The organism is Caulobacter sp. 05L422, assembly GCF_056397765.1.
This window is the reverse complement of sequence record NZ_JBFTOB010000001.1, coordinates 341,014-358,169: the sequence shown is the minus strand read 5'-3', so window position 1 is coordinate 358,169 and position 17,156 is coordinate 341,014. Positions and strand designations below refer to the sequence as shown.

At 69.8% G+C, this 17,156-nt stretch carries 19 protein-coding genes; 13 read left to right on the top strand and 6 right to left on the bottom strand.

The features are described 5' to 3' along the window. Window positions 1–256: 256 nt before the first annotated feature. Window positions 257–1,789: a response regulator gene (locus tag AC1DMQ_RS01505; RefSeq protein WP_477031782.1), complete on the top strand. Its 1,533-nt coding sequence runs from the start codon at window positions 257–259 to the stop codon at window positions 1,787–1,789. Here AC1DMQ_RS01505 and AC1DMQ_RS01500 read toward each other — a convergent pair. Then, window positions 1,786–3,351, bottom strand: a complete 1,566-nt coding sequence (locus AC1DMQ_RS01500) for a tetratricopeptide repeat protein (protein ID WP_477031781.1) — start codon at window positions 3,349–3,351, stop codon at window positions 1,786–1,788. The genes AC1DMQ_RS01505 and AC1DMQ_RS01500 overlap by 4 nt on opposite strands. Window positions 3,352–3,535: 184 nt before the next feature. Here AC1DMQ_RS01500 and AC1DMQ_RS01495 point away from each other — a divergent pair, with 184 nt between their 5' ends. Beyond that, window positions 3,536–3,958, top strand: a complete 423-nt coding sequence (locus AC1DMQ_RS01495) for a DUF6491 family protein (RefSeq protein WP_477031935.1) — start codon at window positions 3,536–3,538, stop codon at window positions 3,956–3,958. A gap of 171 nt (window positions 3,959–4,129) precedes the next feature. Here the strand turns inward: AC1DMQ_RS01495 and arsH are convergent, their stop codons facing one another. After that, window positions 4,130–4,867, bottom strand: coding sequence for an arsenical resistance protein ArsH (arsH, locus tag AC1DMQ_RS01490; RefSeq protein WP_477031780.1), 738 nt, complete (start codon window positions 4,865–4,867; stop codon window positions 4,130–4,132). A gap of 59 nt (window positions 4,868–4,926) precedes the next feature. Between arsH and AC1DMQ_RS01485 the strand changes: the two genes are divergently transcribed. From AC1DMQ_RS01485 to AC1DMQ_RS01465, 5 genes are all read left to right on the top strand, one after another. Continuing rightward, window positions 4,927–5,274: an ArsR/SmtB family transcription factor gene (locus AC1DMQ_RS01485; RefSeq protein WP_477031779.1), complete on the top strand. Its 348-nt coding sequence runs from the start codon at window positions 4,927–4,929 to the stop codon at window positions 5,272–5,274. Next, complete coding sequence (locus tag AC1DMQ_RS01480) at window positions 5,271–5,945, top strand: MIP/aquaporin family protein (protein WP_477031778.1); 675 nt, start codon at window positions 5,271–5,273, stop codon at window positions 5,943–5,945. The genes AC1DMQ_RS01485 and AC1DMQ_RS01480 overlap by 4 nt, the downstream gene beginning before the upstream one ends. Further along, window positions 5,942–6,358, top strand: a complete 417-nt coding sequence (arsC, locus tag AC1DMQ_RS01475; RefSeq protein ID WP_477031777.1) for an arsenate reductase (glutaredoxin) — start codon at window positions 5,942–5,944, stop codon at window positions 6,356–6,358. The genes AC1DMQ_RS01480 and arsC overlap by 4 nt, the downstream gene beginning before the upstream one ends. Window positions 6,359–6,440: 82 nt before the next feature. Next, window positions 6,441–7,112 (top strand): pYEATS domain-containing protein, encoded by a 672-nt coding sequence (locus AC1DMQ_RS01470; RefSeq protein ID WP_477031776.1) that lies wholly within the window; start codon window positions 6,441–6,443, stop codon window positions 7,110–7,112. Window positions 7,113–7,126: 14 nt separating this feature from the next. Beyond that, window positions 7,127–7,633 (top strand): CPBP family glutamic-type intramembrane protease, encoded by a 507-nt coding sequence (locus tag AC1DMQ_RS01465; protein ID WP_477031775.1) that lies wholly within the window; start codon window positions 7,127–7,129, stop codon window positions 7,631–7,633. 268 nt (window positions 7,634–7,901) lie between these two features. Here the strand turns inward: AC1DMQ_RS01465 and AC1DMQ_RS01460 are convergent, their stop codons facing one another. Next, entirely contained in the window at window positions 7,902–8,261 is a 360-nt protein-coding gene (locus tag AC1DMQ_RS01460; protein WP_477031774.1) for a hypothetical protein, read from the bottom strand. Window positions 8,262–8,606: 345 nt separating this feature from the next. After that, window positions 8,607–9,212, bottom strand: coding sequence for a TetR/AcrR family transcriptional regulator (locus AC1DMQ_RS01455; protein WP_477031773.1), 606 nt, complete (start codon window positions 9,210–9,212; stop codon window positions 8,607–8,609). Window positions 9,213–9,294: 82 nt separating this feature from the next. Between AC1DMQ_RS01455 and AC1DMQ_RS01450 the strand changes: the two genes are divergently transcribed. The 3 genes from AC1DMQ_RS01450 to AC1DMQ_RS01440 all read left to right on the top strand — a co-directional run bounded on the left by AC1DMQ_RS01450 (window position 9,295) and on the right by AC1DMQ_RS01440 (window position 11,288). Beyond that, window positions 9,295–10,305, top strand: a complete 1,011-nt coding sequence (locus tag AC1DMQ_RS01450) for an NAD-dependent epimerase/dehydratase family protein (RefSeq protein ID WP_477031772.1) — start codon at window positions 9,295–9,297, stop codon at window positions 10,303–10,305. A gap of 118 nt (window positions 10,306–10,423) precedes the next feature. Beyond that, complete coding sequence (locus AC1DMQ_RS01445; RefSeq protein ID WP_477031771.1) at window positions 10,424–10,648, top strand: hypothetical protein; 225 nt, start codon at window positions 10,424–10,426, stop codon at window positions 10,646–10,648. Window positions 10,649–10,748: 100 nt separating this feature from the next. Further along, complete coding sequence (locus AC1DMQ_RS01440) at window positions 10,749–11,288, top strand: hypothetical protein (RefSeq protein WP_477031770.1); 540 nt, start codon at window positions 10,749–10,751, stop codon at window positions 11,286–11,288. Here the strand turns inward: AC1DMQ_RS01440 and AC1DMQ_RS01435 are convergent. Then, window positions 11,285–12,700 carry an amidase family protein gene (locus AC1DMQ_RS01435; protein ID WP_477031769.1) on the bottom strand — a complete coding sequence of 472 codons (1,416 nt, stop codon included), beginning with the start codon at window positions 12,698–12,700 and terminating at the stop codon, window positions 11,285–11,287. The two genes, AC1DMQ_RS01440 and AC1DMQ_RS01435, sit on opposite strands and share 4 nt — an antisense overlap. A gap of 124 nt (window positions 12,701–12,824) precedes the next feature. Beyond that, window positions 12,825–14,516, bottom strand: coding sequence for an acyl-CoA dehydrogenase family protein (locus AC1DMQ_RS01430; RefSeq protein WP_477031768.1), 1,692 nt, complete (start codon window positions 14,514–14,516; stop codon window positions 12,825–12,827). Window positions 14,517–14,659: 143 nt separating this feature from the next. Between AC1DMQ_RS01430 and AC1DMQ_RS01425 the strand changes: the two genes are divergently transcribed. The 3 genes from AC1DMQ_RS01425 to AC1DMQ_RS01415 all read left to right on the top strand — a co-directional run bounded on the left by AC1DMQ_RS01425 (window position 14,660) and on the right by AC1DMQ_RS01415 (window position 17,142). Further along, the gene (locus AC1DMQ_RS01425) at window positions 14,660–15,286 is read left to right on the top strand and encodes a glutathione S-transferase family protein (RefSeq protein ID WP_477031767.1); all 627 of its coding nucleotides are present in this window, start codon (window positions 14,660–14,662) and stop codon (window positions 15,284–15,286) included. 118 nt (window positions 15,287–15,404) lie between these two features. Beyond that, complete coding sequence (locus tag AC1DMQ_RS01420; protein ID WP_477031766.1) at window positions 15,405–15,974, top strand: hypothetical protein; 570 nt, start codon at window positions 15,405–15,407, stop codon at window positions 15,972–15,974. Between the two features lie 178 nt (window positions 15,975–16,152). Further along, complete coding sequence (locus AC1DMQ_RS01415) at window positions 16,153–17,142, top strand: hypothetical protein (RefSeq protein WP_477031765.1); 990 nt, start codon at window positions 16,153–16,155, stop codon at window positions 17,140–17,142. Window positions 17,143–17,156 lie beyond the last annotated feature (14 nt).

Genomic DNA, 17,156 nt, shown 5'->3' with positions numbered 1-17,156 from the left:
GTGCGTGCGCTCGAATGTTCACGCCGACTGGCGCCGGATTGGCGCTCTCGCCGGAAAGCACGCCCTCCCGGCAAACATCGCAGCCCTGTTCGAACCAACTCGGCATGCGGCCAAGCTAGAGCGAAGAAGATCCGACATCCATCCCTGGCGGATCGCCCCTCGCCGAATCCAAATCCCCAAACGCCTCCGACATTTACGACTCCGCAACGCCAACCGGCGAAGGTGAGGTCCCAAAGACGCCTCGCCGAACGGCCGCATGGACACGCTCGCCCGCCTTATCGACCGCCGAGCCCCGATCGACCCCGCGACCCCGTGCGCGGAAGTCGCGGCGATGTTCCACGCCCATCCGCACGCGGCGGCCTTCGCCGTGGTCGTCGACGGCAAGCCGTCGGGCCTGGTCTATCGCGACGTGTTCCAGGGGCAGATGGCCGTCGCGCCCGCCCTGGCCGACCGCCCCATCTCCGAGGTCATGGACCGCGAGCCGCGCACGATCGAGGCTGGCGTCTCGTCCGGCGACTTCGTCGACCGCCTGGCCCGCAGCACCACGCCGATCTTCCGCAGCGCCTATGTCGCCGTCGACGACGCCGGCGACTATGTCGGCGTCGGCGGGCTGAGCTCGCTGATCACCTCGCACCGCCGTCGCCAGCGCGAAGCCGACGACGCCATGGCCCTGGTCGAGCGCATGGCCCACGACATCGGCCACCATCTGGAAGGCGTCCTGGCCTTCACCGAACGGCTGGAGCAGTCGCGGCTGACGCCCGACGCCAGCGCCTATGTCCGCGCCATCGGCGACACCAGCCGCGACATGAGCCAGGTGCTCGGCCGCGCCATGGACCTGCGCCGCGCGGCGACCGGCGGCCTGACCCTGTCGCCGACCCCCGTCCTGCTGCGCGATTTCAGCGACACGGTCGAGGCCCGCTGGGCCCCCCGCGCCGCCGAGGGCGGCAGCACCCTGCTCTTCTCCTATGACGGCGACCCCGAGGCCGCCGCCCTGATCGACGCCGACCGCGTGCTGCAGGTGTTCGACGCCCTGATCGAGAGCGCCCTGGCCAGCGGCCGCGGCGTGATCGAGGCCAGCCTCAAGGTCCACCACGTCGAGAACGGCCTGATGCTGGAAGGCCGCGTGCGCGACAACACCGCCGGTTCGGCCGATGTCCGCCTGGCCCGGGTGTTCAACCCGCTGAGCGCGGGCAGCATCGAGGACAGCAACGAACTGGCCCTGGGCGTCGGCATGGCCCTGGCCAACGGCCTGACGCGCGCCATGGGCGGTCCGCTGCGGGCCGAGGCCAACATGGGCGCCGGCCTGACCGTGCAGTTCTCGCTGAGCGTTCCCGAGGCCGTCCTGACGGCGCGGGCCGACGAAGAGCCGGTGCTCGACGCCCGCTCGGCCCACATCCTGATCGTCGACGACAACGCCACCAACCGCATGGTCGCCGAGGCCCTGTGCGAGATGTTCGACTGCACCTCCGAGCAGGTGGCCGACGGCGTCGAGGCCGTCGAGGCCGCCAAGTCGGGCCGCTTCGACCTGATCCTGATGGACATCAAGATGCCGCGCATGGACGGCGTCACCGCCACCCGCGCCATCCGCGAGCTGCCCGGCCGGGCCGGCGCCGCGCCGATCGTCGCCCTGACCGCCAACGCCGACCCCAACGACGTGGCCACCTACATCGCCGCCGGCATGCAGGACGTGGTCGAAAAGCCGATCAAGCCGGAACGCCTGGCCGTCGTGCTGTCGGCCCTGCTGAGCGACGACGAAGACGACAGCGAAGACGCCGAGGCCGCGGCCTAGCCCGTGCCCTTGGCGGTCGCGGCCTTGGCCGCCTGGGCCTCCATCACCGCCAGCATCTCCCGCAATGAACTGCCGCCGTTGTGCGGGTCGTTGGCCAGGGGCTTGAGCAGCGCGACGGCGCGGGGATAGTCGCCCCGCATCGCCAGGGCCCGCACCGTCTCCAGGGTGACGTCGGACACCTGCGGCGCCAGTTCGTTGGCCAGCAGCAGGGCCTCCATCACGTTGTCGTTGGGATAGCCCGGCGACAGGGTGCGGCTGCGGGCGTAGGCCAGCAGGGTCTGGTAGCGCGAGCCGTCGATCTTGAACGCCCGCCCCAGCAGGCCCGAGGCCTGCTTGTACAGCGCCAAGCGCTGGGCGGGATCGGCGTCGCCCATCGCCATCAGGATCAGGGCCTTCAGCTCCATCGCCTCGACGTCGTCGGGCGCGGCGGCCAGGCGCCGGTCGATCACCGCCTGGGCGGCGGGGAAATCCTCGGCCTGCAGCCGGGCCCGCGCCAGGGCCCGTTCGGCCAGCGGATCGCCGGGATAGCGGGCGGCGCGCTTGCCGATGTCGTCGGCGAAGGCCTTGCGCGCCGGCAGGCCGTCGTCCGGCGAGATCATCCGGACCGTCTCCAGCAACAGGTCGTCGGCCGAGGCCGGCATCGACGTCACGGTCACCTCGATCGAGCGCTGCCGCTTGCGGGTGATGGTGCGGATCGGCAGCCCGACCCCGGTGTAGGCGCGCAGGTCCTTCTGCAGGGCGGCCAGGCTCTTGCCGGTCGCCGTCTCCATCGCCTGGACCGACGGCGCGCCGCCGCCGACCGCCTTCATATAGGCCTGGAGCTGGGCGTACCGGGTCTCGTCGCTCATCATGTAGTGGGTCAGCAGCCAGGCCTGCGGATAGTAGGTGACCCACTTCGGATCGCCGATCCGGGCCCCCTGGGTGATCAGCTGGTCCAGCGGGATCCAGTCGCCCTCCAGCCAGGCGGCGCGGTTGGTGTTGAACTTGCCGACGATGATGCTGTCGGTCTTGAACTCCATCGTCATGAAGTACTCGGCATAGCCCTCCACCAGCCACGGCGCGTAGGCGTAGTTGAAGTACTGCTTCATGAAGTGGTGCACGTACTCGTGCAGCATGATGTCGTCGTTCTCGACCTCGCGGACCCGGCCGACGGTGGCGACGCAGGCGATGCCGGTCGCGCCGGCGATGTAGTAGCCGGCCAGGGTCTCGGCGGCGCCGGGCATGGCCCGACGCAGGCCCGGCGTGCCGCGCACCAGATAGACGTCCAGCTTGCGCGGCGGCGTCGCGTCGATCGGCAGGCCGTGCATGAACCGCAGGACCATGTCGAAGTCCTCGAGCTTGGCGGCGTATTCGCGCAGCACGTCCTCGCCGACCACCCCGTGGATCACGAAGCGCGGGGTCTCCGCGCGTCGCCAGGCCCCTGTCTTCGTTTCGGCTCGTGTATCGGCCCGGGCCTCCGCCCGTGTCAGGCCGCCCGAGGCGGACAGGGCCAGCAGCCCCAGCACCACGCCCCGCCGATCGGCCGGCCCGCTCTTGGCCGCCGCCCCCCGTCCTTCGATCATGCCCGCCCCCGAGACTTACTCGACCCCAGGTTAGTTCACGGCGACGAGGGAACTCAAGCCGCGAGATGACCGTCGGCGAGGCGCGGCGGGGACGCCGGGCGATCAACCGAACCTTGTGCGGCGAGGCTTTCGAGCATACCGTCCAAGCTCAGCAGAACCACTGGGAGGCCATACCTTGAAGCCCATGCTTTTCCTGGCCACCGCCGCGGCGGTGCTTTCGGCGGTCCCGGCCCTGGCCCAGAACGGCCAGGTCTTCGACCACGCCGCCCAGCTGGCCGCCTATTCCAACACCCTGCCGCGCGACAACGCCAAGCAGTGCTTCAACGGCAAGTTCCTCAGCGGCGTCAATCGGTCCGGCCAGAACACCCTCTACGTCCAGGCCCCCAAGGGCGATGTCTACCGCCTGCAGATGGCCGGCGATTGTTCGGCCCTGGACGCCGCCCGGAAGCTCACCGTGCGGTCCAACGGCAGCGACATCGTCTGCTCGGGCGACGCGGCCGAAACGGTCGCCTGGACGGCGGCGGGATCCCAGCGCTGCGAGGTCGACAGCGTTCGTCGGCTGAGCGCCAGCGAAGTCTCCGCGCTCTCGGCCGCGCCCCGGCGCTAGTGTGCTGGATTTGAAGTTCGCCCGCAGGTGGGATCAAGCTCAGAGCGAACTTCAAATCCAAAAGGCACACTAGAAACCTAAGCTTGCTAGTGTCCTGATTCCGAAGTTCGCCGGCGCATATGGCAAGCTCGGAGCGAACTTCGGAATCAGGACACTAGGCCTGACGCCGGCTCAGGCCGGCGCGTCCACCTCATGGCTCATGGCCGCCGCGCCCAGTTCGACATGCTGGGCGATGCGGCCGCTGGCCTTGCGTTCGCTGTAGCGGTCGACCAGGTAGTCGGCCCGGTCGCGGGTCAGCAGGGTGAACTTGACCAGCTCCTCCATCACGTCGACCACCCGCTCGTAGTAGCTGGACGGCTTCATGCGGTCGTTCTCGTCGAACTCCTTGTAGGCCATGGCCACCGACGACTGGTTGGGGACGGTGATCATCCGCATCCAGCGGCCCAGCAGGCGCAAGGCGTTGACGGCGTTGAACGACTGCGAGCCGCCGCTGACCTGCATCACCGCCAGGGTCTTGCCCTGGGTCGGGCGGACGCTGCCGATCTCCAGCGGGATCCAGTCGATCTGCGCCTTGATCACGCCGCTGATCGCGCCGTGGCGTTCCGGACTGCACCAGACCTGGCCCTCGGACCACGCCGACAGGGCCCGCAACTCCTGGACCTTGGGATGGTCGGGCCCCGTCGCGTCGGGCAGCGGCAGGTCGCGCGGGTCGAAGATCCGGGTCTCGCAGCCCAGCCGCTGGAGGATGCGGGCGGCCTCCTCGACCAGCAGGCGGCTGAACGACCGCTCCCGCAGCGAGCCGTACAGCAGCAGGATCCGGGGCGGATGCGCGGACGGGGTCGCGACCTCGAGCCGCCCCGCGTCGATCGCGGCCAGGAACTGCGGCTGTAGGGCGGGAAATTCGGTCATGCACGCGGCTCCGGCAACATCGTCATTGATCCGTCTCATATTTCCATCATATTGGAAATATGGAATCGAAAGCCGCCGTCGCCAGTCTCTCCGCCCTCGGCCATGAGGGGCGCCTGGCCATCTTCCGACTGCTGGTGAAGGCCGGCCCCGTCGGCGTGGCGGCGGGCGAGATCGCGCGGCGGCTGGACAGCCTGCCCAACACCCTGTCGGCCAACCTCAACGTGCTGTCGCACGCCGGCCTGATCGTCTCGCGCCGCGAGGGCCGGTCGATCGTCTATTCAGCCGACTACGCGGCCATGAGCGGCCTGCTGGGCTTCCTGATGGAAGACTGCTGCAACGGAAACCCGGCGATCTGCGCGCCGCTGGGCGACATCGTCGCCAGGGCCGCCGACTGCTGCCCGTCATGACCCCCTTCTCCCTGCCGCGCCGCCTGGCCGCCGAGGCGCTGGGATCGTTGCTGCTGCTGGCCGTGGTGGTCGGCTCTGGGATCATGGGCCAGCGCCTGGCCGGCGGGAACGACGCCGTCGCCCTGCTGGGAAACACCCTGGCCACCGGCGCGGCCCTGGTCGTGCTGATCACCGTGTTCGGGCCGATCTCGGGCGCGCACTTCAACCCGGTCGTCACCCTGGTGGCGGCGATCCGGCGCGACATCCCCTGGCGCGCGGCCCTGGCCTATCCGCCGGCCCAGCTGGTCGGCGCGATCCTCGGCGTCTGGTGCGCCCACGCCATGTTCGGCGAGCCGATCTGGCAGGTCTCGACCCACGCGCGGACCGGACCCGCCCAGGCCTTCGCCGAGTTCGTCGCCACCTTCGGCCTGCTGGCGACCATCCTGGGCGTGGTGCGGTTCCGCCCGGACTTCACCGCCGTGGCCGTGGGCCTCTACATCACCGCCGCCTACTGGTTCACCGCCTCGACCTCGTTCGCCAACCCGGCGGTGACGATCGCCCGAAGCCTCAGCGACACCTTCGCCGGCATCGCCCCCTCGGGCGTCCCGGCCTTCATCCTGGCCCAGACGGCCGGCGCGCTGGTCGCGGCGGTCGTCTTCGGCTGGCTCCTGAAAGAAGACCCGGCCCCATGAGCGACACCGACTTTCCCGTGACGATCTTCCACAACCCCGCCTGCGGCACCTCGCGCAACGTGGTGGCGATGGTCGAGGCGGCGGGCTACGCGCCCACGGTCGTGGACTATCTCCAGGCCGGCTGGACGCCCGAGCAGCTGCGCGAACTGGCCGGCGAAGCGGGGCTGACCTTGCGCCAGCTGCTGCGCGAGAAGGGCACGCCCGCCGCCGAGCTGGGCCTGATGGACGAGGCCGTCGACGACGACCGCCTCATCGAGGCCATGGTCGCCCACCCGATCCTGGTCAACCGCCCGCTGGTGGTCACGCCCAAGGGGGTCAAGCTGTGCCGACCGTCCGAGGTCGTCCTCGACCTGCTGGACCGCAAGCCCGCCAGCTTCACCAAGGAAGACGGCGAGGTGGTGATCCTGGGCTAGCGCACGTCTTGCGCGATCCCGTGCGCGCGCCGATGCTGGCGCCAGTGCGCGTGAAGACCAACCGGCCTTCGAGGATCGCCCGATGGACACCGCCCCCGCGGCCAAGCCCCTGCTCTCGCAGCTCTCGGAGCTGATCTCGGCCGGCGCCGACCTGCTGTGGCCCCTGCTGGTCGTCGCCGCGCTGATCCTGTTCCGAAGCCGCCTGGCCGAGATCCTCGGCGTGGCCATCCGCAAGCTGGAAAGCTCGTCGGAGCTGAAGATCGGCGGGATCGAGCTGAAGGGCGTGGTGATCAATCCGCAGGGCGAGGTGATCGTCGGCCGCGACACCGATTTCGAGATCCTCGAGGCGACCAAGGCCGATGTCGACCACCGCCACGCGGCCTACAAGAAGACCCGCAACCTGATGCTGGTCCACACCATCCGGCCCAAGAAGCCGGAGGAGTTCATCGACGGTTTCCGGGTGTTCGACGTGTCGATCTTCCTGCACCCGCACCGCAATTTCGGCCGGCTGAACGACGTGGCCAGCGTCACCTACTTCCTCGGCGACAAGTGGGGCGACAGCCGCTACGGCGAGAAATACGTGGTCTCCAGCGCCAACGAGCAGTTCGCCCTGACCGTGGGCATGTACGGCTCGTTCCTCTGCGTGGCCGACATCGCGTTCCACGACGGCGCGACCGTGCGGATGGAGCGCTACATCGATGTCGAGATGGCCCCGGTCTACAACGTCTCCCTGAGCGAAGCGCGAGGGCGATGAGCTAAGGTGCGGGGATGATCCCGCTTCAGCGCCTGCGCCGATCCCTGACCACCCTGCCCGACGCGCGCGGCTGGGCGCTGTGCGGGCTAGTCGCCGCGGTCACCGGAAGCCTGATGGCCGCCATCGGCTTCTCGACCGGGCTCTACGCCCTGACGCCGACCGCGCCCGGCCTGCCGCTGCGGCTGCTGGTCGTGCTGTTCGTGCCGGCCCTGGGCGAGGAGATCCCGTTTCGCGGCCTGCTGGTTCCCGGTTACGAGGCGGGCCGCGACGAGACCGCCAGACCGTGGGCGGCCATCGCGATCTCGACCGTCCTCTATGTCGCCTGGCACCCGCTGGAGACCCTGACCTTCATGCCGACGGCGACGATGTTCCTGCGCCCGGACTTCCTGGCCTGCACCGCGATCCTCGGCCTCGGCTGCGCGCTGATGCGCTGGCGGACCGGATCGCTGTGGCCGGCGGTGATCCTGCACGGCGGCTTCGTGGTGGTCTGGCAGACCTGGCTGGGCCGGGTGCGGCTGTAGGGGCTGCTGCCCCCTCTCTCTTTGAGAGAGGGAGGGGCCCACCGCGAAGCGGTGGGAGGGTGAGAGGTTACAATCTCTCAGAACAAAGCGCCGACGAAGACAGCGTGTGTCGGCGGCCGCATCGATAGTGAAAGTTTGGCTCCCTTCTTGAGGCGCTAAACGCCCCTGGATTTGCCGGCCAGCGGTGAAACCTCTCACCCTCCCACCGCCTGCGGCGGCGGGCCCCTCCCTCTCTCCAAGAGAGAGGGATTTCGATGCGCGACGCCCCCTAGAAACTGAACGCCAGCTTGGCGCCGACGAACTTGCCGTCGGGGTCGTAGCCGCGCGCCCGGCCCGCGCCGCTCTCGTCGGCGTTGGGCTTGAGGCCGCACAGCAGGCCCGCGCCGAGCATGGCGTCGCCGGCCTTGCCCTCGACCGAGGTGCGCGCCACGCCGGGCGGCAGCGGGGTCGGGGCCCGGGAGTACAGCACCGGCAGGCCGGGCGCGGTAAGGTCCAGCGGTTTGGCAGGGGGTTTGGCCGGGACCAGGGCCAGCTTGGGCGAGGGCCGGACAGCCTCGGCCGAAGCTGCGCCCCCTAGGGCGATCGCGGCGGTCAGGGCAAGGGCGGAAAGGCGGAGAACGACCATCATGTCTCCAAGGTGGGGAGCCGGCGGCGAGCGCCAAGGGTCCTCCAAACCCGCCCGCCGGTAAAGGCGCGGATCGCCCCGGCGACCTGCGACGCTGCACCGCAGCAAAGGTCCTTGAAAATGACAACGTTGTCATCTATATTGGAGCTCATGGGGACGATTTGATGTCCCGCCCAACCCGGATGAAGAAAATGCTCAGCCTGATCGTTCTGACCCTCTCGGCCATCAAGGCGCAACGCGCCGCCGCCTGAGACGCCTGAACAGCCGCTTCGGCGGCTGCACTGAAAAGGCCCGCGAACCCTCCGGTTCGCGGGCCTTTTCGTTGTGCGACGCAGCATTCGGAGACCGTCAGGCCTTGCCGTCGCCCTCGATCAAGTTTCGCAACAAGGGCGCGATCAGCGCGACCAGCGCTTCGGGATCGGCCTTCGTCAGGGCCGACAGCCCGATCATCTGACGCAGGACCTGGACCCCCGCCACGATCGACAAGGCCAGGGCGGCCCGCTCCGCCGCCAGTTCGCCGCCGCCGACCGCCGCCGTGGCCGCCGCCATCGCCTTCTGGTGCCCCTTCTCGATCTGCTCGCGGGCGATCTGGGCGGCGCGCGGGCTGGAGGCCGAGTGGAACATGATCATGAAGCCGTCCAGTGTCGCCGCGCCGGGCCGGGTCATCTCGACCAGCGCCCGAGCCATGTCGCCGCCCAGGTCGCTCGAGCCCAGCCGCTCCTGGGTCAGGATCACCGGCTCGGCCATGGTGTCGGCCACCACCTCGGCGAACAGCTGCTCCTTGGAGCCGAAATAGCGGTTGATCAGCATGGCCGTGACGCCGGCCCCCTGGGCGATCTCGCGCACCCCCGCCCCGTCATAGCCGGCCCGCGCGAAGGCGGCCCGGGCCGAGCGCAGGATCTGCGCCTTGGTGGCGGCGGCGTTCCGGGTTCTGGGCGGGGTGTCGTCGGTCATGGCCGCCTCGCAATTCTGCACCTGTAGACTTAGGTCGATTCCATATGTATACGACTGTAGACATATAGTCGGGAGCGTGTTCATGGTCGAGACAGCGCTGGTCACYGGCGGGTCGGGCTTCATCGGCGGCTGGTGCGTGCGCCTGCTGCTGGAGCGCGGCTACGCCGTGCGCGCCACCCTGCGCGACCGGACGGGCGAGGCGGCGCTGCGGGCGGCCGTCGGGGCCGAGGACGAGGCGCGGCTGACGGTGCACGTCGCCGACCTGACCCGCGACGAGGGCTGGGCCCAGGCCGTGGCGGGCTGCGACTACGTCCTGCACGTGGCCTCGCCCCTGGGCGCGGCGGCCGGCGGCGGGGTGGGCGAGAACGACCTGGTCCGGCCGGCCCGCGACGGCACGCTGAGGGTGCTGCGCGCCGCCGTCGCCGCGGGTGTCAGGCGCGTGGTCATGACCTCGGCCGCCGCCACCGCCCGGGCGCCGCGCGGCTCGGGCGTGGTCAGCGACGAGACCGTCTGGGCCGATCCCAAGGACCCGCAGTTCGACGGCTATCGCCGCTCCAAGATCCTGGCCGAGCGCGCCGCCTGGGACTTCATGGCCAATGACAGGGCCGCCGCCGAGGGCCGCACGACCCTGACCGCCATCCTGCCCGTCGCGGTGTTCGGCCCTCTGCTGTCGAAAGCCAATCTGGGGTCGGTCAGCATCATCCAGGGCGTGCTGGACGGCCGCCCTTCCCGCCTGCCCCGCCTGGGCTTCTGGGTGGTCGACGTGCGCGACCTGGCCGAGCTGCACATCCGCGCCATGACCGCCCCGCAGGCCGCCGGCCAGCGCTTCCTGGCGGCCGGCGACTTCCTCTGGATGGCCGACATCGCCCGCGTCCTGCGCGCGAACCTGGGCGCGCGGGCGGCCAGGACCCCCACGCGGCCGATGCCCGACCTCGTCTTCCGCCTGGCCGCGCTGTTTCGACCGCAGCTGCGGTTCTTCACGCCGGACCTGGGCCGCCAGCACGCCATGGACGCCGGCAAGGCCCGGCGGGTGCTGGGCTTCGAACCTCGGCCCGGCGCGGAGACGGTGGTGGACTGCGCCCGGAGCCTCTGAACCCGCGCCCGCGACAGAACGTCACCGTTCGGCGCGGGCTCTACGGCAATCGGAAGAGCCGTGGCATCGTTCGATCACGGACGACCCTGTCGGGGGTCTCCGAACGGGGATTTTGATCATGGCCTACGACGCCGAACCGGGGCGGGAGCCTCAGAACGCCTATTGCCCGGGTTGCCAGCGGGCGATCCTCCAGGGCTCGCCCGCCACCAAGATGCACTTCGCCCAGGACCCCTACGGCAAGCTGGGCCTGTCGGGCGAGCTGTGGCACGCCGACTGCGCCCGACCGTTCTGGGACAAGAGCGCCGAGACCCTCCGCCGATGGAACCTGGCGGACCGGACCTAGGCGAGCGCCGGCCCCGTCCAGGACCTGACCCAGCGGCGCCGTTGATTACCCAGGGTGGCGCGGATACGCTCTTCAACGACGTTGAAGAAGAGAGATCCGCATGAAGTCGATCGTCGCGTCCATCGCCGCCCTCTCGTTCGCGGGCCTCTCTTTCGCGGGCCCCGCCTTCGCCCAGGAATGGCCCAAGCAGGATTGGCATCTGCTGCGGGTCAAGCCCACGGCGCAGCAGGCGCCGGCCAGCACCAAGCGTGACGGCGGAGCGTATCCGCCCCAAGCGTGGATGACCGGCGCCGCCGCCGTCCAGCTCGGCGGTCCCGCGCCCGGCAGCCGCCAGAACGTCGCCGTGAACCTCGATTCCCTCAATCGGGTCGGCGACAAGGTCGAGGTGCGGTACTTCGTCTGGCCGGACGAGAAATCGAACTACACCGAGATCACCTCCCGGATCGATTGTTCGAAGACCGGCGAGCAGGTCGTGGCCTGGCGGGAATACGACCAGGACTTCGCCTACATCCGGACGGGCGGCCAGGGCGCGAGGCGGACGGACGCGAGAGCCAGGGCGATCGCGAGCTACGCCTGCCGCGCGCCGCAAGGCGCCGACGTTGGCGGCAAGTCCCTTCCGGAACTCGTCCAGGGCGGCTAGCGGGGCCTGGCGCCCGCCCCCGCGATCTCCGCCGTCACTCCGAACGCCGAGGCGACCTGGCCGGCGAAGGCGATGGTCGTCAGGTCCTCCAGGAACGGGCCGATGAACTGCGCGCCGATCGGCAGGCCGTCGCGGGTGCGCCCGATCGGCGCCGCCGTGGCCGGCAGGTGCGGCATGCCGGCGATCAGCGGCCAGGCGGTCTGCGGGGCGAAGGGCACGTCGGCGCCGTTGATCCGCAGCGTCCGGTTCAGTCCCGGCCAGGGGTCGCGGTCGTCGAACTGCGTGAAGGCCGGCGTCGCGTGGCAGGGCGCGATCACCACGTCGAAGGCCTTGAAGAAGTCGTCCCAGCGCCGCCGCAGCATCTCCTGGGCGATCAAGCAGTCGTAGTAGTCCTTGACCGTCCCCTTGGGCTCGGGCGCGTCGGGGTTCATGCCGGTCTTGTAGGTCCAGGCGAACTTCTCGACCAGGGCGTGAGAGTCGGCCAGCGACGGCAGCAGCGGGCTCTCCCGCGTCACCGAGGCCCCGGCCTTTTCCAGCTCGGCCGCCAGGGCGTCGATGGCCCCGACGATCTCGTCGTCGACGCTTGCGGTCGGATGCTGGGTCAGGACGAACAACCGATAGCCGGACAGCCGGTCATGCCGGGGCGGCGGCAGGTCCAGACGGTAGGCCACGGCGTCGCGTCCTTCCGGGCCGGACAGCACCTTCAGGGCCAGCTCCAGATCCCGCGCCGTGCGCGCCATCGGCCCCGCCGCCGCCCAAGCCCGGCCCACGATGACGCCGCCGCCCGGTGGTCCGTGGCCTTCCAGCGAGATCAGCGGGAACGACGACAGGTGCCCGTAGACCCCGCAGAACGACGCCGGAACCCGGATCGAGCCGCCGGCGTCGCCGCCCAGTTCCAGCGGCACCATGCCCGCCGCCAGGGCGGCCGCCGAGCCGCCCGACGAACCGCCGCACGACCGGGTCAGGTCATGCGGATTGTGGGTCCGGCCATAGATCGGGTTGTCGACCTGATAGTCCGCCAGGCCGGCCGCGACATTGGTCTTGCCCAGGATCACCGCGCCCGCGTCCTTCAGCCGCCGCACCGCCGCCGCGTCCTCGGTCGGGCGATAGTTGCGCGCCATCTCCAGCCCGAAGGTGGTGGGCAGGCCGGCGATGTTGAAGCACTCCTTGACGGTCATGGGCACGCCGGCCAGCGGCAGGTCGGCGCCCAGGGCCACGGCCAGGTCGACCTGGCGGGCCTGGGTCCGCGCGCGGTCGAAGTCGCGCACGACCACGGCGTTGATCGGCCCGTCCAGCGCCTCGATCCTGGCGATCGCCGCGTCGGTCAGCTCCAGCGCGCTGACGGACTTGGCGCGGACGGCCTGCGCCAGTTCGCTCGCGCTGGCGGTCGCCGATGAAACACGTTCATGCATGGTGGAGGCCCCTGTGGTTGAGGGGTCCGAAATCTAACCACAAAACGTGGGTCGCCAATTCTTGAACTTATTTCTTTCGTCCCCAATTCCAGTATGCCGGAGGGGATGGGGGCTTTGCGCCCGCCTAGTTCCCCTCTTCCAGCAGCCGCCGGGCGATGACCTGAGCCTGGATCTCGCCGGCCCCCTCGAAGATGTTCAGGATGCGGGCGTCGGCCAGCAGGCGGCTGGCGACGTATTCCATGGCGAAGCCGTTGCCGCCGTGGATCTGCAGGGCGTTGTCGGCGGCGGCCCAGGCCACGCGGGCGGCGATCAGCTTGGCCATGCCGGCCTCGAGATCACAGCGCTTGCCCTCGTCCTTCTGGCGGGCGGCGAAATAGGTCAGTTGGCGCACGCCCATGATCTCGGCGGCCATCATGGCCAGCTTGTTGTGGACGCGGGGGAATTCGAAGATCGCCTGGCCGAACTGCTTGCGGTCCAGGGCGTAGCCGAGGCCGGTTTCCAGCGCCGCCTGGGCCACGCCGACGGCGCGGGCGGCGGTCTGGATGCGGGCGCTCTCGAAGGTGGCCATCAGTTGCTTGAAGCCCTGGCCGGGCACGCCGCCCAGCAGGTTCTCGGCGGGCACCGTGAAGCCGTCGAAGCCCAGCTCGAACTCCTTCATGCCGCGATAGCCGATCACACCGATCTCGCCGCCGCTCATGCCTTCGGCCGGGAAATCATTGGCCTCGACGCCGCGCGGCTTGGGAGCCAGCAGCATCGACAGGCCGCGATAGTCGGTGGTGGCCGGGTCGGTGCGGACCAGCAGGGTCATGACGTCGGCGCGGGCGGCGTGGGTGATCCAGGTCTTGTTCCCGGTGATCACGTACTGGTCGCCCGTCAGCTCGGCGCGGGTGCGCAAGCTGCCCAGGTCCGAGCCGGTGTTGGGTTCGGTGAAGACGGCGGTCGGCAGGATCGAGGCGTCGGCGATCTTCGGCAGCCAGTACTGCTTCTGGTCCTCGGTGCCGCCGGTCAGGATCAGCTCGCCGGCGATCTCCGAGCGGGTGGCCAGCGAGCCGACGCCGATCCAGGCCCGCGACAGCTCTTCGGAGACCACGCACATGGCGGTCTTGCCCATGCCGCTGCCGCCGTATTCCTCGGGGATGGTCAGGCCGAACACGCCCAGGGCGCCCAGCTCCTCGACCAGCTCGATCGGGATCAGCTGGTCCTTCAGGTGCCACTCGTGGGCGAAGGGCGTGACCTTCTCCTCGGCGAAGGCGTGGAACTGGTCGCGGATCATCTCGAAGGTCTCGTCCAGACCCGTGTGCTCCAGCGTGGGGCGGCCGCGCGCCTCGGCCAGGCGCTGGGCGACGCGGGTCTTCACGGCCTGGGTGCCGCCCTCGACCATCAGCTTCATCAGGCCGTTGGAATAGAGGCGGTTCAGCACCGAGCGATCGGTGATCAGGTGGGCGGGACGGACGATCTCGCCCTGGTTCATCGGCACGCCGCCGACCAGCTGGGCGCAGTATTCGCTGAACAGCAGCTGGGCCAGCAGGGCCTCGATCTCGCCGAACCGGCCCTCGGCCTCCAGCCGCTCGGCCCAGCCGGCGACCTGGTTCAGCAGCTCGGCATAGGCGGCGTACCAGCCGTAGCCGTGCACCTGGTGCTGGTGCTCGTCGGCCAGGGCGCGGTCGATCTTGCCGTTGGCGCCGGTGATCGCGGCCTTCACGGCCGGCTTGGCCTCGGCCACGAACAGCTGGGCCGCGCTGGCGGCCTCGCGAAGCAAGACGGTCAGGCCGGGCAGGATCAGGGACGTGGTTTCCTGGGCGACCGATGTGGTCATGGCTTGCTCCCGTGCGCCGAACAGTTGTTTTCTTTCACTGTGGAGCCTTTCGCACCTGCGAGCAATGCCGCAGCGCAACATAAATCGGCCGGCAGGGATCAAAAGTTCCCTGGGGCGTTCAATCAGGCCCTTGGGAGAGAAACATGCTGGTCGTCCATCACCTCAACGAGTCGCGCTCGCAGCGCATCCTCTGGCTGCTGGAGGAGTTGGGCCTGCCCTACGAGATCCGCTTCTACGAGCGCGACGCCCAGACCCGCCTGGCGCCGCCCGCCCTGCTGGCTGTCCACCCGCTGGGCAAGTCGCCGGTTCTGACCGACGGCGCGGCGACGATCATCGAGAGCGGGGCGATCACCGACTACGTCATCCGCCGCCACGCCGTCGGCCGGCTGGCGCCCGATCCGGCCAGCCCCGACTACGACGCCTACCAGCAGTGGCTGCACTACGCCGAGGGCTCGGCCATGCTGCCGATGCTGCTGCGGATGTATGTCGGCCGGCTGGGCGCGGCGGGCGCGCCGCTGCATCCGCGCATCGAGAGCGAGGTGGCCAACCACTTGGCCTATGCCGACGGCGCGCTGGAGGGCCGCCAGTTCTTCGTCGGCGACGACCTGACCGGCGCCGACATCCAGATGAGCTTCGTGGCCGAGGTCGCCAAGGCGCACGGCAAGCTGGCCGACTATCCGAACCTCGAGGCCTGGATCGGCCGCATGCACGCCCGACCGGCCTGGCAGGCGGCGCTGGAGAAGAGCGGGCCGTACAAGCTGGGAGAATAGCGACCCAGCCGCGCCCTCGCGCCAGGGTTACGCACAGCCGCGTGCTGTCGCGCGCTTCACAAGCTTGGGCATATCCGGTTAGATGCCCGCGCGGGATGGGGCCCGCGGGGGAAATACCTTGAAAAATCTGTACAAAGCCGCTGTCGCGGCGCTGTTCGTCATGGCCGGTTCGGCCGCTCACGCCCAGACCGTCAAGGTGCCGGAAGGCACCGAGGTGGTGATCAGCGTCGAGGACAAGCTGTCGTCCGAAACCAACAAGGAAGGCGATCGCTTCTCGATCAGCCTGGCCGACGACGTCGTCCTGGCCGACGGCACGAAGCTGCCGGCCGGCCTGAAGGGCGCGGGCGAAGTCACCCACGCCAAGAAGAAGGGCATGATGGGCAAGCCGGGCGAACTGAACGTCCGCTTCGACTATCTCAAGGTGGGCGACAGCAAGATCAAGCTGCGCGGCCAGAAGGGCGCCGAGGGCGACGCCCGCTATGGCACCACGATCACCCTGACCGTGCTGTTCGGCCCGCTGGGCCTGATCAAGCATGGCAAGGACGTCGAGATCAAACCGGGTCAGAAGATGACCATCTTCACAGACTCCGACGCCACGGTGGACCTGGCGGGCGCCCCGGCGATCCCGGCTTCCGCGCCGGCGGCGGCTCCGGTCGCGGCGGCCGCGCCGGTGGGAACGGCCAACTAGGCCTTCCGACCTTCCAAGCGACCAGCGCCCCCTCCTCGCGGAGGGGGCGTTTTTCGTGGCGCCGGCCTTGAAGCGACGGCCCCCGCGACAGCAACCTGACACTGCGCGTAACTTCTGGTTTAGCTTCGACGGCTAGCCTGACCGGGCCGTATCCATTCGGCGAGGTGCTGGAGCTCCCGTGCAGATTTCCGCGACAACGCCGAACCCCGCCGCGCCGAACTCGACGCCCGCGCCGGCCGACACGCCTCAAGCCGCGCCGGCGGCCGTGGCTCCGACCGTCGACGCCGCCCCGGTCGTGACGGTGACCCTGTCACCCGAGGCCCGAGCGGCCCAGAACGCCCTGGCCGCGATGCCGATGGCGGACGCCGTCAAGACGCTGACGCCCGGCGCCCAGTCCGGCCCGCTCGCCCGGATCAAGTCGCTGCTGCTGAAGCTGGCCGACGGGTCCGGCGTGCCCAAGGCCGAGCAGATCCAGGCCTATGTCGACGTGCAGAAGACGATCTTCCTGGATCCCGACAGGACCTGGTGGGCCCAGAGCAGCCAGGAGGACCGCAAGGCCTACGCCGCCATCATGGACGGCGGCGCGATCGCCACGGAAATCCAAAAGGCCGCCAACGACTTCAACCACTGGAGCATGTCGCAGGACCTGCACCCCAACGTGCCCCGCAAGAACCTGGCGCACATGAACGCGATGTCGCCGCTGGAACAGCAGATGGTCTTCGCCGGCACGGTCGGCATGGACATGGACTCGCTGGACCAGTGGAAGGCCCAGATGCAGGTCGACATCGTCAATGTCGACAAGATGATCGCCATGGACGAGGCCGAGAAGAAGGCCCGCAAGTCCGGCAAGGCGCCCCCCCAGGCCGATGGCGGATCCAAGGCCGTCGAGGATGGAACGCCGGCGCCGGACCAAGCTTCGCCCGAGGCCCAAGCCCTGGCCGCCCTCACCTCGCCCAACCAGGGCGACGGCGTCGCCGCCGCGGCCCTGAAGATGCTTCAGAAAGCGGCCGAGGCCCGAACCGAAGCCAGGGCCCAGGCTGCGAAGGATGAGGCTGCGAAGGATGAGGCCGAGCAGGACCGCAAGGCCACCGCCGCGCCGGCCAACGACAGGCCGCGCCCCATCCTCGAGCCCTACGCGATCGGCGACAAGGTCGACAAGGCGATCTGAGACGCCCCTCCGTC

What these genes read in the sequence shown, in the direction of transcription:
- AC1DMQ_RS01430 (WP_477031768.1), bottom strand. Translation starts at nt 14,516, where the DNA reads ATGACCACATCGGTCGCCCAGGAAACCACGTCCCTGATCCTGCCCGGC.
- AC1DMQ_RS01455 (WP_477031773.1), bottom strand. Translation starts at nt 9,212, where the DNA reads ATGACCGACGACACCCCGCCCAGAACCCGGAACGCCGCCGCCACCAAG.
- AC1DMQ_RS01465 (WP_477031775.1), top strand. Translation starts at nt 7,127, where the DNA reads ATGATCCCGCTTCAGCGCCTGCGCCGATCCCTGACCACCCTGCCCGAC.
- arsC (WP_477031777.1), top strand. Translation starts at nt 5,942, where the DNA reads ATGAGCGACACCGACTTTCCCGTGACGATCTTCCACAACCCCGCCTGC.
- AC1DMQ_RS01495 (WP_477031935.1), top strand. Translation starts at nt 3,536, where the DNA reads ATGCTTTTCCTGGCCACCGCCGCGGCGGTGCTTTCGGCGGTCCCGGCC.
- AC1DMQ_RS01440 (WP_477031770.1), top strand. Translation starts at nt 10,749, where the DNA reads ATGAAGTCGATCGTCGCGTCCATCGCCGCCCTCTCGTTCGCGGGCCTC.
- AC1DMQ_RS01460 (WP_477031774.1), bottom strand. Translation starts at nt 8,261, where the DNA reads ATGATGGTCGTTCTCCGCCTTTCCGCCCTTGCCCTGACCGCCGCGATC.
- AC1DMQ_RS01500 (WP_477031781.1), bottom strand. Translation starts at nt 3,351, where the DNA reads ATGATCGAAGGACGGGGGGCGGCGGCCAAGAGCGGGCCGGCCGATCGG.
- AC1DMQ_RS01470 (WP_477031776.1), top strand. Translation starts at nt 6,441, where the DNA reads ATGGACACCGCCCCCGCGGCCAAGCCCCTGCTCTCGCAGCTCTCGGAG.
- AC1DMQ_RS01505 (WP_477031782.1), top strand. Translation starts at nt 257, where the DNA reads ATGGACACGCTCGCCCGCCTTATCGACCGCCGAGCCCCGATCGACCCC.
- arsH (WP_477031780.1), bottom strand. Translation starts at nt 4,867, where the DNA reads ATGACCGAATTTCCCGCCCTACAGCCGCAGTTCCTGGCCGCGATCGAC.
- AC1DMQ_RS01485 (WP_477031779.1), top strand. Translation starts at nt 4,927, where the DNA reads ATGGAATCGAAAGCCGCCGTCGCCAGTCTCTCCGCCCTCGGCCATGAG.
- AC1DMQ_RS01425 (WP_477031767.1), top strand. Translation starts at nt 14,660, where the DNA reads ATGCTGGTCGTCCATCACCTCAACGAGTCGCGCTCGCAGCGCATCCTC.
- AC1DMQ_RS01435 (WP_477031769.1), bottom strand. Translation starts at nt 12,700, where the DNA reads ATGCATGAACGTGTTTCATCGGCGACCGCCAGCGCGAGCGAACTGGCG.
- AC1DMQ_RS01445 (WP_477031771.1), top strand. Translation starts at nt 10,424, where the DNA reads ATGGCCTACGACGCCGAACCGGGGCGGGAGCCTCAGAACGCCTATTGC.
- AC1DMQ_RS01480 (WP_477031778.1), top strand. Translation starts at nt 5,271, where the DNA reads ATGACCCCCTTCTCCCTGCCGCGCCGCCTGGCCGCCGAGGCGCTGGGA.